We start from the raw sequence: 15,752 nt of genomic DNA on the forward strand, positions 1-15,752 counted from the left end.
GCAGTCAACGTGCCGCGCAGCGCTTGCGCTCGCTTTTCTTGGAGGAGCGTTCGATTTTGGTAACGACCAGCATCGGCGGATCGTTCGGCTGGCCGCGATGCTGGATCGATCCTCGGACGACGAGTTTTCCAGCATAAAGCTTGTCGGAGAGGTCAGGTGCCGATCTGTCCAGCGGCGGCAATTCCGTAGTGTTGAGCTCCACGCCTTTAACGACATTGCCGGTGGTCAGATCCAGCGCATTGCCTGACGGGCAGGGCGCCATCATGCAGACGATCCCATTGCTGCAATAGACATAATCGCTGCTTTGTGCCGCCGCGAGCGAAGGTAAGGCCACGATCGACGACACTGCGAGAACCAGAGATGCGAAGCGAAAACCGGACATGGTTCACGCGTCCGCCGGGAACCGTCTGCGGTAATGCTCGACCACGTCGGGATTGCGCAGATTGACAGGCAGCCGGTTGGCCAGCACCAGCAAGGTCTCGCCGGCCGCGCCCACGCCCATGCGCATCATCGATTGCTCGGTAATCCCCGCCATATGCGGGGTGACGATAACATTGTCGAAACCGAAATAGGGATGGTTTGCCGGCAGCGGCTGCGTGGCAAAGACGTCGAGTGCGGCGCCGCCGATCCGGTCTTGGCGCAAGGCCTCGATCAGCGCCTCGTCATCGATCACCGGCCCGCGCGAAATGTTGATCAAAAGCGCGTCCGGCTTCATGCGGGCGATGCGTTCGCGGCTGATCAGGCCGCGCGTTTCCGGCGTCAGCGGGCAGCAGAGCACGATGATGTCGCTCTGTTCGATCAGCGCATCGATCGACAGGAAGCCGATCCTGTCGGGTGCCGGCTGCATGCTGCGGGTCGTCGCCACGACGTCGAGGCCAAAGCCGTGCGCGGCGATATGGGCGACTGCCTGACCGATGGCGCCGAAGCCGATGATGCCGATGGTCTTGCCGGCAAGCTCGCTGGCATGGCTGGCGTGGTCGCGGCCGGCATTCCAGCCCTTGGCGCGCAAGTCGCGGTCGACCGAACGGAAGCGCCGAAGCAGGGCAAGGGCCGCGAACATCACATATTCAGCGACCGAACGCGCATTGACCGCCGGCACGTTGGCGACCAGCACGCCGGCCGCGGCCGCGGCCTCCATCGGCACCATGTCGAGCCCGGCGCCGTGGCGGACCGCGGCTCTGAGTTTCGTGGCGTTTTCGAACAGCGACGGCGGCAGCGGTGCGCGAACGATGATGACGTCGGCATGCTTCGCCTCGGCGGTCAGCGTTGCCGCATCGAGCGCTGAGGCGACGACGAGTTCACCGGCGCCCGCCAGCATTGCGGAGGCACGCGGATGCAGCGTGTGCGTCGACAGGATTCTGGGCATGGGGGCTCTCGTGTTTGTCGCAAGCGAAAGCGCTGCGCGCTTTCCCGGGAAAACCGTTTCACACTTTTCCTGGAATTGCTCTAGGCTTTCTCAAATGCCAGGCTTTGCGCTTGCGCCTCGCGGCCCTCGATGATCCCCTTCCAGTAGCTTTCCGCGCCTTGCAGGTGGGCGCTCATCAGCGCCTGGGCGAGATTGCCGTCGCGACGCAGCAGCGCCTCGTAGATCTGGATATGCTCGGCATGCGAGCGCACTGAGCGCTCGGGATCGTTGAAGTAGATCGGCAGCCGCTGCTCGCCCATCAGGTAATAGACGCTGCAGATATTGTGGAAGACGCCGTTCTTGGTCGCCCGCACGATTTCGAGGTGGAATTCGCGGTCTTCCTTGGCGAGGCCTTCGCCGGCGGCGATGCACTCCTCCGAGGCTTTCAGGATCTCCCGCAGGCGTTCGAAATTCTCTTCGGTGGCACGCGAACAGGCAAGTTCGGCGGCCTTGATCTCGTGGATCTTGCGCAGTTCGACGGTCTCGTAGATCTGCACCGGATCGAGCGGCAGGCCCGCGCGGGCGAAAAGAGCCAAGGCTTCTACACTGGCCTGCCTGGTGTCGACATAGATGCCGGATTTGGCGCGGCGCTCGACGATGCGCATGGCCTCCAGAATGGCCAGCGCCTCGCGGATCTGGCCGCGGCTGACACCGAAATGCTCCGCCAGCTCGCGCTCCGAGGGCGTGCGGCCGCTCTCCTTGTCCGAATGGGCGAACAGATAGGCGGCGAGTTCGGCGAGAAGGTTCTTTTCTTTCATCGTCAACCGCGTTGCGCGTGCGCCTCCAGGAACCGCTCCGAAATGGTGAATCCCAGACCCGGCTTTTCAGGGATCGCTATCATACCGTCCCTTGCTTCGACAGTCTCTTCGATAAGATCGTGGATCATGGGGTTGGCGCCGAGCGAATATTCGACGGTAAAACTGGCAGGCGAGGCCGCACAAACATGCAGGCCGGCGAAAAAGCATGGCGCGCCGGCCCACAGATGCGGGGCAAAGCGCAGATTGAAGGCACTGGCGATGGTGCCGATCTTCATCGCCTCGCTGATACCGCCGCAAAAGGCCGGATCCGGCTGGAAGATGTCGGCGGATTTCAGCACCGCGAGATCGCGGAAAGCGTAGCGCGTCGCTTCGCTTTCGCCGGTGGCGATCGGGATCGAGCCCGAGGCGCGCACCTCGGCCATACCAGCCTTGTCGTCGGCGATAACAGGCTCCTCGAACCAGGCGAGGTCGAGATCGCTGGCCAGGCTGATGAAGCGCTTGGCCTCGGCCACCGTATAGGTGCCGTGCGCGTCGACCATCAACTCGACGTCAGGACCGAGCGCCTGCCGTGCGGCGCGGACGCGGGCGGCGGAAATGTGCGGGGCGCCGTCCATGGCGCCGACGCGCATCTTCAGCGCCCTGAAGCCGCCTTTGGCGATGTAGGATTTGAGCTGCTCGCCGATAGCCTCGGCGGCAGCCCAGCCGCCGGAGGCGTAGGCCGGCATGCGGTCGAGCTTGCGGCCGCCGATGAGCCGCCACACCGGCTGTCCCAACGACTTCCCCAGAATATCCCAGAGCGCGATATCGACGGCGCTGATTGCCGCAATGCTCATGCCGCGCCGCGCCAGCTGCGGCATGGCATGGCCGGCGCGCGCGGCACTGTCATGGCGCACGCCGTTGTAGAGCATCTCCCAGATCATGCCGATGTCGGCGGGGTCGCGGCCGATCAGCTGCGGCCCGACCTCGTGATTCAGCATGTAGACCAGCGCACCATAGCTGCCGGCGCTGCCGGCGGCGTTCTTGCCCTCGCCCCAGCCGATCAGCCCGTCGTCAGTCTCAATGCGCAGGATGGCGGCGTCGAACGTCGTCACCTGGCCAAAGTCGCTGCGATGCTGCTTCGCGGCCTCAATCGGCACGCGGACCCACCACGCCTGGACCGTTTTGATGCGCATCCCGATCGGCTACTTGATCAGCGGCAGCAGCGTTTCGGCCGTGATGCGCATCTGGTCGGTGTAGAATTTCTCCGTCAGCACGCTGGAGCCGTGATCCTGGATGAACTTCAGCTGTTCGGGAGAAATGTCGACCGGATTCCGGTCGACCATGTCGGGATAGGGCGCGGCGGGTGTGCGGTCGACGGGCGCGACGAATTCGTTGGTCAGCGCGCCGTCATAGCCGACTTCCTTCAGCGTCTGCACGATCCGTGGCCAATCGATCTGGCCAAGGCCGGCGGCAAAGCGGTTGTTGTCGGCGACGTGGAAGTCGAACAGCCGTTTGCCGACCTGACGGATCGCGTCATGGACGTTAAATTCTTCCATATGGATGTGATAGGCGTCGAGGCAGACGCCGCATTCGGGGCTGACCGCATCGGCCAGGGCCAACGCCTGCGCGCCGCGGTTGAACAGATAGGTCTCGAAGCGGTTGAGCGGCTCGACCGCGATCTTGACGCCGACCTTCTTGGCATGGGTGAAGCATTCGCGGGTGGCGTCGACCACCCACTTCCATTCCTCTTCCTCGGTGCCGTCCGGCACCACTTTGCCGACGGTCGCGGGCACCAGCGTTATGATCTCGCCATCAAGTTCGCTGACCATGGTCAGCACGTCCTTGACGTACTGCACCGAGCGTTCGCGCTGGCCCTGGTCCCTGGCGGCAAGGTTGCGTTCGCCCAGCATCAGCGTCACCGACCCCCAGCAGCGGATGCCGTATTCTTTCAGCAGCGCGCGGGTCTCCTTGGTCTTGTATTGCTCGGGCTCGCCGGAAATCTCGATCGACTCGTAGCCGAATTTCTTGATGCGCTTCAGCGTCACCTCCAACGGTTCCGCGCGCATCCAGTTGTGCGTCGAAAGATGCATGGTCTATCCTTCCCAGAATTCGTCTGTGCCAGTTCGCCTGCGACGCGCCCCACAAGGCGCGTCGCGTGTTTCCTCCCCAAGGCGCTCCAGCGTTTTTGCGCAACTGGTTCGACCAATTGGGCCCTAATGGAGGTCTACAGCAATTTTTGTCGCGCGGCAAGAACCGCCGCCATGCGATATCGACATCTGTGTACCGTATTGATTATGCTGGTATATATCGCCAAAAATGGAATGCCCTGGCAGCTTTGCGCGTGAGTCAAATGGCTTGACCCATTTTCGGTATTTGGTAATACCAGAATGCCGATACGAGAATGCACATCACGAGAGACCAAAGAGGCTGGCCCTGCTTTCATCAGACGCTATGCTTGGTCCTTGGAAAAATGAATTGGGAGGATGCCGATGCCGTCGACAATGAAGGGTCCGGGGCTGTTTCTGGCGCAGTTCGCGGGGGATACCGCGCCGTTCAATTCGCTGGCCTCGATCACCAAATGGGCGGCCGGTCTCGGTTACAAGGGCGTGCAGATCCCGACCTGGGATGCACGCCTGTTCGACCTCAAAAAGGCGGCATCTTCCAAGACCTATTGCGACGAGGTGAAAGGCATCTGCGCGGATGCCGGCGTCGAGATCACCGAACTGTCGACGCATCTTCAAGGGCAGCTGGTGGCGGTGCACCCGGCCTATGATGCCCAGTTCGACGGCTTTGCACCGCCTGCGGTGCACAACAACCCCAAGGCCAGGCAGAAATGGGCGGTCGAACAGATGGAGTTCGGCGCCAAGGCCTCGAAGAATCTTGGCCTGAAAGCCTCGGTGACGTTTTCCGGCGCCTTAGCTTTCCCGTACCTCTATCCCTGGCCACAGCGGCCGGCCGGGCTGATCGAGGAGGCCTTCGCCGAGCTCGGCACACGCTGGAAGCCGATCCTGGACGTCTATGACGAAAACGGCGTCGATGTCGGCTACGAGATCCATCCTGGCGAGGACATCTTCGACGGCGCAACCTTCGAGATGTTCCTAGATGCGGTTGGCGGTCACAAGCGCTGCAACATCAACTACGACCCGTCGCATTTCCTTTTGCAGCAGCTCGACTATCTCGAATTCATCGACATCTATCACGAGCGGATCAAGGCCTTCCATGCCAAGGATGCCGAGTTCAATCCGACGGGGCGGCAAGGCGTCTATTCCGGCTATCAGAGCTGGACCAATCGCGCCGGCCGCTTCCGCTCGCTTGGCGACGGGCAGGTCGATTTCGGCGGCATCTTCTCCAAGCTTACCCAGTATGGCTACGATTCCTGGGCGGTGCTGGAATGGGAGTGTTGCCTCAAGCATCCGGAGGACGGCGCGGCCGAAGGCGCGCCCTTCATCCAGCACCACATTATCCGGGTGACGGAAAAGGCCTTTGATGATTTCGCCGGCGGCGCCACCGACAAGAAGATGCTGCGCGCCATGATGGGTATTTGAGACAAGCAGGAGAAAGACATGGTCGGCGCATCGAAGTCGGAAGCGGGGGGCGGCCCGATCCGCTATGGTATGGTCGGCGGCGGCCAAGGCGCCTTCATCGGTGCGGTGCACCGGATCGCGGCCCGCATGGACAATGATTTCGTGCTGGTGGCCGGCGCCCTGTCGGCCAATCCCGAGCGCGCCAAGGCTTCCGCCGCCGAACTCGGTCTCGACCCGGCGCGCAGCTACGCCTCCTATGCCGAGATGGCCAAGGCCGAGGCCAAGCGCCCGGACGGCATCGAGGCGGTGGCGATCGTCACCCCCAACAATGTGCACGTGCCGGCGGCCAAGGTCTTCCTCGAGGCGGGCATCCACGTCATCTGCGACAAGCCGCTGGCGACGACTTTGGCCGAGGCCAAGAAGCTCGCGGCCGTGGTTGAAAAGACCGGCAAGGTGTTCGTGCTGACGCACAATTACACTGCCTATCCGATGATCCGGCAGGCGCGCGAGATGGTGGCCAAGGGGCAGCTTGGCGACATCCGCATCGTTCAGTCCGAGTACCCGCAGGACTGGCTGACCGAGGATCTTGCCGCCACCGGCCAGAAGCAGGCGGCGTGGCGCTCCGACCCCAAGCAGGCGGGCGCGGGCGGCGCGCTCGGCGACATCGGCACGCATGCCTACAATCTGGCGCGCTTCGTCTCGGGTCTGGAACTCGATTCCCTGTCGGCCGATCTCGACGCTTTCGTGCCGGGGCGGCTGCTCGACGACAATGTCAATGTCATGCTGCGCTTCAAGCCGGTCGGCAAGGTGCATCCGGCCAAGGGCATGATCTGGGCGAGCCAGGTGGCGCCCGGCCACGAGAACGGGCTGAAGCTGCGCATCTATGGCTCGAAGGGCGGGCTGGAATGGGTGCAGGCCGATCCGAACTATCTCTGGTACACGCCGTTCGGCCAGCCCAAGCAGCTGCTCACCCGCAACGGCGCCGGCGCGCTGCCGGTTGCGGGACGCGTCAGCCGCGTTCCGTCTGGCCATCCGGAAGGCTATCTCGAAGGCTTCGCCAACATCTACCAGGAGGCGGCGCGGGCGATCCGCGCGGCACGCAAGAAGGGCGGCAAGCCGGGCAAGGACGTGGTGTTCCCGACCATCCAGGACGGCGTCGAAGGTATGGCGTTCATCGAGGCCTGCGTGAAGTCATCGAAGAAGAACGGGGCGTGGACGAAACTTTAGGGAGCGCCGGCGCCAAGTCTCTTCTCCCTTCGGGGAGAAGGTGGCCGCGAAGCGGCCGAATGAGGGCGCATGGTGCGAGGTGCGAAAGAAACCAGCGCGCGCCGTCAAACGGGGAGGGGCTGTCGATGAAAATCGGCATGTGCATGTTTTTGTGGACGACTTCCGTGTCTAAGAAACACGAGCCGTTGCTGCGCGACATCAAGGCGACCGGCTTCGACGGCGTCGAGATACCGATCTTCTCAGGCACGCCAGAGGACTACAAGAAGCTTGGCGATCTGCTCGACCGCAGCGGGTTGGAGCGCACGGCTGTTACGGCGATGGGCGACCCGGCGATGAATCTGATTTCGCCGGATGCCGCGACCCGCAAGGCCGGCATCGGCTACATGAAATGGGCGATCGATTGCGCCCAGGCGCTCGGCGCGAGTACGCTGAGCGGGCCGCTGCATTCGACGCTCGGCGCCTTCTCCGGCAGCGGGCCGACCGCTGCCGAGAAGAAGCGCTCGATCGCCTCGCAGCGCGCCATTGGCGATCATGCCGGCAAGCGGAACGTTACCATCGGGTTGGAGGCGCTCAACCGTTTCGAGTGCTATCTGCTGAACACGATGGCCGATCTGTCCGAGCACGTCGATGCCATCGACCGGCCGCACATCAAGGCGATGTACGACACCTTCCACGCCAATATCGAGGAAGCCGACCCGATCGGCGCCTACATGAAGCACCGGCGGAATGTCGTGCACATCCACATTTCGGAGAACGATCGCGGCGTGCCGGGGCGCGGGAACATTCCGTGGAAAGAGACTTTCGCGGCCATCCGCAAGAGCGGCTATGACGACTGGCTGACGATCGAGGCGTTTGGCAGGTCGCTGAAGGATCTGGCGGCGGCGACCAAGGTGTGGCGGGATTTTTCCGAGACGCCGGAAGCGGTTTATCGCGAGGGATACAGGCATATCAGGGATGGGTGGAAGCGGGCGGCTTAGCCGCGCCGCCCAAGGAGTGCTGCGTTCCTTCACACCCCCCACTGTCCGGCAGGACAGAGGGGGGTGCTGTCCCTCGCACGTCACCCCTCCTCGGCCTGCATCCTGTTGTAATCATGGATGGTCCGGCTGAGCCGGCGCCTCAGGAAATTCGAGATGTTGTCGAACACAAACACGACGAGCAGGATCAGCAGCACCATGTAGAAGACGTTGGCCCAGTTGGAATTGGTGCGCATGGCTTCCCAGAGTTTCAGGCCGATGCCGCCAGCGCCGACGGCGCCGATGATGGTGGCGCCTCTTGTGTTGGATTCCCACTGGTAGAGCGTCTGGCTGATGAAGACCGGGATCACTTCCGGCATGACCCCATAGCGCTGCACCAGCAGGCCGTTGGCGCCGGTCGACTTGATGCCCTCGCGCGGTTTGTCGTCGATGTTTTCCAGGCTTTCCGAATAGATTTTGCCGAGCGTGCCTATTTCGGTGAAGAAGATCGCGGCGCTGCCGGCGAGCGGTCCCGGGCCGAAGGCGCGGGTGAAGAACAGCGCCCAGATCAGCATGTCGACCGATCGCATGAAATCGAAGAAGCGCTTGAGCACCTGGCCGAACAATCCGCTCGGCGTGATGTTGCGGGCGGCGAAGAAGGCGAGCGGGAAGGCGACGAGGCCGCCGAGCAACGTGCCGAGAAAGGCCATGACGATGGTCTGCAGCAGTTTCGTCCAGACGTCGCCATGCTGCCACTGCGCATTGTTCCAGATGTTGTCGCCGGCGAGCGCGAGGTTCGAGGTGCCAGGCTTAAGTTCCGGTCCGGACCAGATCAGCGAGATCACTTCACTGGCCGATTTGCCGAAGAAGGGCGAGCGCGTGTCGAAGACGAAATTTGCCCAGCCGAGGAAGCGCTTGCGGACCTTGACGCGATCGACGGTGACGCGCACTTCGCCGACAAAGCCCATCCTGGCGACGATCTCGTCGTCATGCGCGGTGATCCAGCCAGGCACCGGACCTGTAATTACCGGCTTACCGCTGGTCAGCGCCACCGGCACCATCTCGCCATTGGCGACGATCGTCGCTTTGGTCTTGTCGAAGGTGACGGACCTGGCCGCGCCATCGATCAGGACGGTGAAGGTGCCATCCGCGTTCTTGACAACCCAGTCGGGATCTGGGTTCTCGCCGAGTGCTGAAAACCGCGGGTATTTCGGCGTGATTTCAGGCTGGTCGAGGCGGAATTCAGGCTGCAGATCGTAGCTGATCCATTGCGTCAGGAAGAGCGGCAGGCGCTCCCAATGCGAGTCGCGCATCACCTGCGGCAGGTTGAAAAACCACAAGGCGTAAACGAGGTAGAGCAGGATGCCGCCGAACAGGAACAGCGGCGCGAATCGCTTGTAGGCCGGCCGCCGAAAGATTTGCGGATAGCGTTCCTCGATCGACTGGACCTGATCAGTGGTCAAAGCGGTCATTTAAGCGCTCATCAGAAAAGCTTGCTCGCCGACCAGCTTGCGGCGCAGCCAGGCGGAGAACTGGTCGACGATGAAGATCGTCGTGAACAACAGCAGCACCAACGCCACCGTCTTGGCGCCGAAGCCGCGCGAGATCGACAGCTTCAATTCCTCGCCGATGCCGCCGCCGCCGACGGCGCCGATGATGGTCGACGCCCGCACGTTGATCTCGACGCGCAGCAATGTGTAGGACATGAAGTTGGGCAGTACCTGCGGCAGGTCGGCGAAGCGCACGCGCTCGAACCAGTTGCCGCCGACCGCCCTCAGGCCTTCCTCGGCGCGCATGTCGATGTTCTCGTTGATCTCGTAGAACAGCTTGCCCAGCGCGCCGATCGAATGCAGTCCGATGGCGATGATGGCGGCAATCGGGCCGGTAGAGACGATGGCCGCGAACAGCCCGGCAATGACGATCTCGGGAAAGGCGCGCAGCAATTCCATGAAGCGCTTGACGACGAGCCGCAGCGCCGGATGCGGCGTCAGGTTGCGCGCGGCGATGAAGGAAAACGGCACGGCGAAGATGAAGCCGATGAAGGTCGAGACCAGCGCCACGTTGAGTGTGGTCAGCATCAGCTCGAAATATTCGGGGATGTAGAAGCCGCCCCAGACATAGACGCGGCCGAGCGGGAAGTTGAACTCCTGGGTGCCGGTGTCATGCGGCGAGGCGATGTCGAACAGCGCCCGCCAGACGTCGTTCCAGTCCTTCGGGATCAGCCAGCTGAGGAAGTCGAATATATGCGGCAGCCGGTCCCAGAAGTGACCGGCATTGGCCTCGTCGGCGAACCACATGCTCGACAGCGTCGCCGCCAGCAGCAGGCCGATGCCGAGGATGGTATAAAGCCGCCGCAACGATATCTGGCGCTGCCAGGCGTTGGCTACCTGCAGGGTCGCGTTGGAGCGGGCTGTTGCTGAGATGGTCATGATCGGGACATGCAAAGAGGGCGGCGTTTTTCACGTCGCCCTTTCTGATTTTGCCGTCAGCCGCCGATGGCTGCCTTACGGGCTTCGACGATGACGTTGTAGAAGTCAGGCTTGACCGGGACGTAACCGGTGAAGTCGCCGCCTTCGACGCCTTCGAAACAGGCCTTGTCCTTCTTCGGCAGGTCGGTGAAGAAGGCGGCAAGCTTGGCGGTCATGTCGTCGCCGAGCGCGGTGCGCACGACCAGTGGGCCGTTCGGGATCAGGCCCGAGCGCCAGACTTCGACGAAGTCGTTGGGGTCGACGGCGCCCTTGGCGGTGACCTTGTGGAAGGTGCCGGAGGTGTAGCCGTTCTTGAAGTCGCCGATGCCGGAGGAATCGTCAACCGCAACGTCGACCTTGCCGTCGCGAACGGCGAGGATGTTGTTTTCATGGCCGCCATTGAACTGGGTCGAGGCGAAGTAGGCGTCGTTCGAGGCGCCGGTGTCCTTCGGGATCTGGGTCAGCGGGATCAGGTAGCCCGAGGTCGAGTCCGGATCGGCGTAGCCGAGCTTCTTGCCCTTGGCCGACTTGATGTCGGTAATGCCCGAAGACTTCAGCGCCAGGCCGATGGAATAATAGCCGGTGGCGCCGTCGGTCTGCTGGGTGGTGAGGATCGGGGTGACCGCCTTCGGGTCCTTGATGTAGACGCTGGCGTAGCCGGAAGCGCCGAGTTCGGCGAAGTCGAGCGTGCCGCCGAGCAGGCCCTGGATGACGCCGTCATAGTCGGCGGCGGGGAACAGCGAGACCTTTTCGAAGCCGAATTCGGTCTTCAGGTGATCGGCCAGGCACTGATAGTTGCGCAGGCGGTCGGTTTCGTTCTCTCCGCCGAGGATGCCGACGCGGAATTCCTTGAGGTCGGCCGCATGCGCGGCGCTGGTTGCCATGGCGAGCGCCGAAACGGCGCCGAATACCATCTTCCTGAACATTTGATGTCTCTCCTGTAAGTTCCGGCCCCGCGCCGGCAGCGTTCTTGATTTTTGCAAGTGCCCTTGACGCGGGCGGTCGATCAGTGCGGCTCAGTTTTGGTCCATGATCTTTTCCGAAAACCGGTATCCACTTTTCGGGATCATGGATCAGTACCCGGGGAATGCGGGCTCGAGCGGGCTGGCGGATGCGGCGGTCTTTTGCTTGTAGGCGATGCTGGTCGAGGTGATGGCCTCGGAGATATCGACGCCGTTGCCGTCGGCGCCATAGACCAGGCGCACGGCCTCGCGGTTGAGCGCTTCCGGCGGACCGTCGAAGACGATCTTGCCGGCTGCCATGCCGATGATGCGGTTGCAATAGGTGCGGGCGGTGTCCAGCGTGTGCAGATTGGTGACGACGGTGATGCCTTCGCGCAGGTTGATGTCCTGCAGCGAGTCCATCACCACCTTGGCGTTGAGCGGGTCGAGCGAAGCGATCGGCTCATCGGCGAGCAGCACCTTGGGCTGCTGCATCATGGCGCGGGCAATGGCGACGCGCTGCTGCTGGCCGCCAGACAGCGTGCCGGCTGGCTGCAGTGCGGTGCGGGCGATGTCGAGGCGCTCGAGTGCTGCAATCGCCTCGGCGCATTCGGCGCGGGTAAACATGCCGAGCAGGTTGGAAAAGGTCGAGCGATGATTGAGACGGCCGAGCAGCACATTGGTCAGCACATCGAGGCGCGGCACCAGGTTGAACTGCTGGAAGATCATGGCGCAGTCGCGCTGCCAGCGTCGCAGCGGCGAGCCACGCAGCCGCGAGACCTCGGCACCGTCAAAAAAAATCGATCCCTGGCTGGGGTCGATGAGACGGTTGATCATGCGAAGGAGGGTGGATTTGCCGGCGCCGGAACGACCGATGATGCCGACCATCTGGCCCTGCGGGATCGACAGGTCGATGGCGCTGACGGCGGTGTTCTTGCCAAATCGGCGCGAGACGCCGCGGATTTCGAGCGTGGCAGGGGTCGATAACATCGAAGAGTTCCAGACCTGAATTGATCGTCTGGTTCTCGCCTAGCGCAGCGACATGAACCTGCCATGTCATCACGATGTCAGTTTTGTTACGCTCCACAGCCGTGCGCCAAGTGGGGGTGATCGCACCCGATCAGGCGCCGTATTTCTCGAGGAACGCTTCTGCCTCGAGTACGCGAAAATCGTCGAGCGCGGCGCGCAGCCTGGCGTGGTCCCAGTCCCACCAGGCGAGCGCCTGGTAGCGTTCGGCCGTGCGGCGATCGAAACGCTCGCGGATCGGCTTGGCTGGCACGCCGCCAACGATGGTGTAGGGCGCGACATCCTTCGACACCACAGCGCCGGCGCCTACGGCAGCACCAGCGCCGACGGTGACGCCGGGCAGGATGGTCGAGCCGTGGCCGAGCCAGGTGTCGTGGCCGATGGAGACGCGTTTGGCGCGGCGCTGGGCGAAGAATTCTGTTTCGTGCTCGGCGTCGTCCCAATAGTCGGAGGCGCGATAGGTGAAGTGATGCAGCGTCGGCCGCCAGGTCGGGTGGTTTGTGGCGTTGATGCGCACGGCGGCGGCTATGTTGGAGAACTTGCCGATGGTCGCGCACCAGACGACGCAGTCCTGCATGATGTAGGAATAGTCGCCGAGGATGCTTTCGGACACGCGGCTGCGGTCGGCGATCTCTGTCCAGCGCCCCAATGTCGAGTTCTCGACCTGCGCCGTGGCGTGGACCAACGGCGCTTCCGATAGTTTCCTGCTCATGCAGCGATTTTTCCGGCGGCGAAAGAGGTCACGTCGATGATGCGATCGGCGACGGCTTCACGCACATCCGGGTCATGGAAGATGCCGAGCAAGGCGACACCGCCGGCCTTCTTGGCGGCGATCAACGCAACCACAACGTCGCGGTTTTTCGAATCGAGCGAAGCTGTCGGCTCGTCGAGCAGCAAGACCGGATGCTCGGTGATGAAGCCGCGCGCGATATTGACGCGCTGCTGCTCACCGCCCGAGAAAGTCGCCGGCGGCAGCGCCCAGAGCTTTTCCGGCAAATTGAGCTGCCCCAGCAAGGTGCGTGCTTTTTTCCGCGCGCTCTCGCGGTCCTCGCCGCGTTCGACCAGCGGCTCGGCGACCACGTCGAGCGCGGAGACGCGCGGCACGGTGCGCAGGAACTGGCTGACATAGCCGATCGTCTGGCGGCGCACGGAAAGCACCGTGCGCGGGTTGGCGATGGCGAGATCGATCAGGCCGCCCTCATGCTGAACGATGATCTGGCCTTCATCGACGGCATAATTGCCATAGAGCATTTTCAGGATCGAGCTTTTGCCGGCGCCGGAAGGCCCGCCGAGCACGGCGCATTCACCGGCCCGGATCGAGAATGAGACGCCGGCGACAACCGGCAATCTGATGCCGTCGCGCAGATGCATGGTGAAGCTTTTGGCGACGCCGGAAACAACGAGGGGCGTCGGCATCAGAAGGTTCTCCAATCGTTGTTCGTCCGCGGGCCAACACCCCCCTCTGCCTTGCCAGGCATCTCCCCCTCAAGGGGGGAGATTGGCTGTCGCGTTCGACTTCGCCATTCTTCTGCATCGTAGAAGGGGCGGGACATAAAAGCTGCTGATCTCCCCCCTTGAGGGGGAGATGGCCGGCAGGCCAGAGGGGGGTGCCTTGGCGCCATCTTCACACCTGTAGAATCGAGGAAACAAGCAATTGCGTGTAAGGCGCGCGGGGATCGTCGAGCACGCGATCCGTCAGGCCGCTTTCGACGACACGGCCGTCTTTCATCACCATAATACGCTGCGACAGAAGCCGGGCGACGGCGAGATCGTGGGTGACGACGATGGCCGCCAGGCCGAGATCGGTGACCAACCCGCGCAGCAAATCGAGCAGGCGCGCCTGCACCGAGACGTCGAGGCCGCCGGTCGGCTCGTCCATGAACACCAGCCTCGGTCCGGTGACGAGGTTGCGGGCGATTTGCAGGCGCTGGCGCATGCCGCCGGAAAAGGCGCGCGGCTCGTCGTCGATGCGGTCCTCGTCGATCTCGACGCGCGACAGCCAGTCGACGGCAGTGGCGCGGATCTTGCCGTAATGGCGGTCACCGACCGCCATTAGCCGCTCGCCGACATTGGCGCCGGCAGACACCGTCATGCGCAAGCCGTCGGCGGGGTTCTGATGAACAAAGCCCCAGTCGGTGCGCATCAGGAAGCGGCACTCGGCCTCGCTCATACGGTAGAGTTCGCGGAACTGGCCGTCGCGCATGCGGTAGCTGGCGGTGCCAGAAGATGGTAGCAGCCGCGTCGACAGGCAGTTGAGCAGCGTCGTCTTGCCGGAGCCGGATTCGCCGACGACGGCCAGAACCTCACCCGGCCACAGGTCGAAGGTGACATTCTCGCAGCCGACGCGCGAGCCGTAGAATTTGGACAGTTCGGAGACGCGCAGCAGTGGGTCGCCGGTCATTCTGCTGGCCTCATCTTTCCTGCGGTAACATGGCTTTCAGCCGCAAGGTGGCCGCGATGTCCTTCGGCGCGCCGCTTCTCGCAATGGTCGGTGTCGGAGCAGACGAACATGTGGTCGCCATGGTCGTCGAGGATGACCTCGTCGAGATAGACATTTTCCGCCGCGCACAGCGCACAGGGCAGGTCGAAGGTCTGGACCTCGAAGGGATGATCCTCGAAGTCGAGGCTGACGACATCGGTGAAGGGCGGCACGGCATAGATGCGCTTTTCGCGCCCGGCTCCGAACAGCTGCAGGGCCGGCGAACGGTGCATTTTGGGGTTGTCGAATTTCGGCGTCGGCGAGGGGTCCATGACATAGCGGCCCTCGACCTTGACCGGATAGGCATAGGTGGTGGCGATGCGGCCGTGTTTGGCAATGTCCTCGTAGAGCTTCACATGCATCAGGCCGTATTCCTCGAGCGCATGCATTTTGCGCGTTTCGGTTTCGCGCGGCTCGAGGAAGCGCAACGGCTCGGGTATCGGCACTTGGTAGACTAGAACTTGGCCGGCGCTCAGCGGGTGTTCCGGGACGCGGTGGCGGGTCTGGATGATGGTGGCGCTGGCGGTATCGGTCGTCACCGCGACGTTGGCTACCTTCTTGAAGAAGGCGCGGATCGAGACGGCATTGGTGGTGTCGTCGGCGCCCTGGTCGATGACTTTCAGCACATCGTCCGGCCCGATAATCGAGGCGGTGACCTGCACGCCGCCAGTGCCCCAGCCATAGGGCATCGGCATTTCGCGCGAAGCGAAGGGAACCTGATAGCCAGGGATGGCGATGCCCTTGAGGATCGCCCGGCGGATCATCCTTTTGGTCTGCTCGTCGAGATAGGCGAAGTTGTAGGTGGCGATGTCGGTCATGGCGATCAAATCCACTCCCTGCTATTGCATTGACGCCCAGAAAACGGAAATAAAGGCGAAGTCGAATGACTCAGACCGGTTGGATCCAGATTGCAATTCTGCTTCTGGCGTTTGTCTGCGTGGTCGGTTTTGTACCTCGGCGCTTGTTTCTGCCTGCTTCCAGAGATGGCGCGC

At 63.0% G+C, this 15,752-nt stretch carries 16 protein-coding genes; 3 read left to right on the forward strand and 13 right to left on the reverse strand.

Annotated features, from left to right (window positions below; all coding sequences use genetic code 11):
• Positions 1-4 precede the first annotated feature (4 nt).
• The 5 genes from NLY42_RS11920 to NLY42_RS11940 form a co-directional block, all read right to left on the reverse strand.
• Positions 5-382 (reverse strand): hypothetical protein, encoded by a 378-nt coding sequence (locus tag NLY42_RS11920; RefSeq protein WP_023692018.1) that lies wholly within the window; start codon positions 380-382, stop codon positions 5-7.
• A 3-nt stretch (positions 383-385) separates the two neighbouring features.
• The gene (locus tag NLY42_RS11925) at positions 386-1,366 is read right to left on the reverse strand and encodes an NAD(P)-dependent oxidoreductase (protein WP_023686626.1); all 981 of its coding nucleotides are present in this window, start codon (positions 1,364-1,366) and stop codon (positions 386-388) included.
• Positions 1,367-1,446: 80 nt separating this feature from the next.
• On the reverse strand, positions 1,447-2,163 hold the full coding sequence (locus NLY42_RS11930) for a FadR/GntR family transcriptional regulator (RefSeq protein WP_023683008.1): 717 nt from the start codon (positions 2,161-2,163) through the stop codon (positions 1,447-1,449).
• A 2-nt stretch (positions 2,164-2,165) separates the two neighbouring features.
• Complete coding sequence (locus NLY42_RS11935; RefSeq protein WP_023700157.1) at positions 2,166-3,335, reverse strand: mandelate racemase/muconate lactonizing enzyme family protein; 1,170 nt, start codon at positions 3,333-3,335, stop codon at positions 2,166-2,168.
• A 9-nt stretch (positions 3,336-3,344) separates the two neighbouring features.
• Positions 3,345-4,232, reverse strand: coding sequence for a sugar phosphate isomerase/epimerase family protein (locus NLY42_RS11940; protein WP_023669836.1), 888 nt, complete (start codon positions 4,230-4,232; stop codon positions 3,345-3,347).
• 399 nt (positions 4,233-4,631) lie between these two features.
• On the opposite strand from NLY42_RS11940, the gene NLY42_RS11945 reads away from it, so the two are divergent.
• From NLY42_RS11945 to NLY42_RS11955, 3 genes are all read left to right on the forward strand, one after another.
• On the forward strand, positions 4,632-5,687 hold the full coding sequence (locus NLY42_RS11945; RefSeq protein WP_023754226.1) for a sugar phosphate isomerase/epimerase family protein: 1,056 nt from the start codon (positions 4,632-4,634) through the stop codon (positions 5,685-5,687).
• 18 nt (positions 5,688-5,705) lie between these two features.
• Entirely contained in the window at positions 5,706-6,893 is a 1,188-nt protein-coding gene (locus NLY42_RS11950; RefSeq protein WP_023683012.1) for a Gfo/Idh/MocA family protein, read from the forward strand.
• A 125-nt stretch (positions 6,894-7,018) separates the two neighbouring features.
• The gene (locus NLY42_RS11955; protein WP_023754227.1) at positions 7,019-7,870 is read left to right on the forward strand and encodes a sugar phosphate isomerase/epimerase family protein; all 852 of its coding nucleotides are present in this window, start codon (positions 7,019-7,021) and stop codon (positions 7,868-7,870) included.
• Between the two features lie 80 nt (positions 7,871-7,950).
• Here NLY42_RS11955 and phnE (NLY42_RS11960) read toward each other — a convergent pair whose 3' ends face one another.
• From phnE (NLY42_RS11960) to NLY42_RS11995, 8 genes are all read right to left on the reverse strand, one after another.
• Positions 7,951-9,318, reverse strand: a complete 1,368-nt coding sequence (gene phnE, locus NLY42_RS11960) for a phosphonate ABC transporter, permease protein PhnE (protein ID WP_023669832.1) — start codon at positions 9,316-9,318, stop codon at positions 7,951-7,953.
• Positions 9,319-10,275, reverse strand: coding sequence for a phosphonate ABC transporter, permease protein PhnE (phnE, locus tag NLY42_RS11965; RefSeq protein WP_023669831.1), 957 nt, complete (start codon positions 10,273-10,275; stop codon positions 9,319-9,321). It lies immediately after the preceding gene.
• A 56-nt stretch (positions 10,276-10,331) separates the two neighbouring features.
• Positions 10,332-11,240, reverse strand: coding sequence for a phosphonate ABC transporter substrate-binding protein (phnD, locus tag NLY42_RS11970; protein WP_023669830.1), 909 nt, complete (start codon positions 11,238-11,240; stop codon positions 10,332-10,334).
• A gap of 147 nt (positions 11,241-11,387) precedes the next feature.
• The gene (gene phnC, locus NLY42_RS11975; RefSeq protein ID WP_023754228.1) at positions 11,388-12,245 is read right to left on the reverse strand and encodes a phosphonate ABC transporter ATP-binding protein; all 858 of its coding nucleotides are present in this window, start codon (positions 12,243-12,245) and stop codon (positions 11,388-11,390) included.
• Between the two features lie 130 nt (positions 12,246-12,375).
• Positions 12,376-12,993 carry a DapH/DapD/GlmU-related protein gene (locus tag NLY42_RS11980; RefSeq protein ID WP_023754229.1) on the reverse strand — a complete coding sequence of 206 codons (618 nt, stop codon included), beginning with the start codon at positions 12,991-12,993 and terminating at the stop codon, positions 12,376-12,378.
• Positions 12,990-13,697, reverse strand: coding sequence for a phosphonate C-P lyase system protein PhnL (phnL, locus tag NLY42_RS11985; protein ID WP_023754230.1), 708 nt, complete (start codon positions 13,695-13,697; stop codon positions 12,990-12,992). Before phnL ends, NLY42_RS11980 begins: the two co-directional genes overlap by 4 nt.
• Before the next feature lie 208 nt (positions 13,698-13,905).
• The gene (gene phnK / locus NLY42_RS11990; protein WP_023754231.1) at positions 13,906-14,682 is read right to left on the reverse strand and encodes a phosphonate C-P lyase system protein PhnK; all 777 of its coding nucleotides are present in this window, start codon (positions 14,680-14,682) and stop codon (positions 13,906-13,908) included.
• Entirely contained in the window at positions 14,679-15,578 is a 900-nt protein-coding gene (locus NLY42_RS11995) for an alpha-D-ribose 1-methylphosphonate 5-phosphate C-P-lyase PhnJ (protein WP_023726432.1), read from the reverse strand. The genes phnK and NLY42_RS11995 overlap by 4 nt, the downstream gene beginning before the upstream one ends.
• Positions 15,579-15,752 lie beyond the last annotated feature (174 nt).

The organism is Mesorhizobium sp. C372A, assembly GCF_030323245.1.
Classification (GTDB): domain Bacteria; phylum Pseudomonadota; class Alphaproteobacteria; order Rhizobiales; family Rhizobiaceae; genus Mesorhizobium.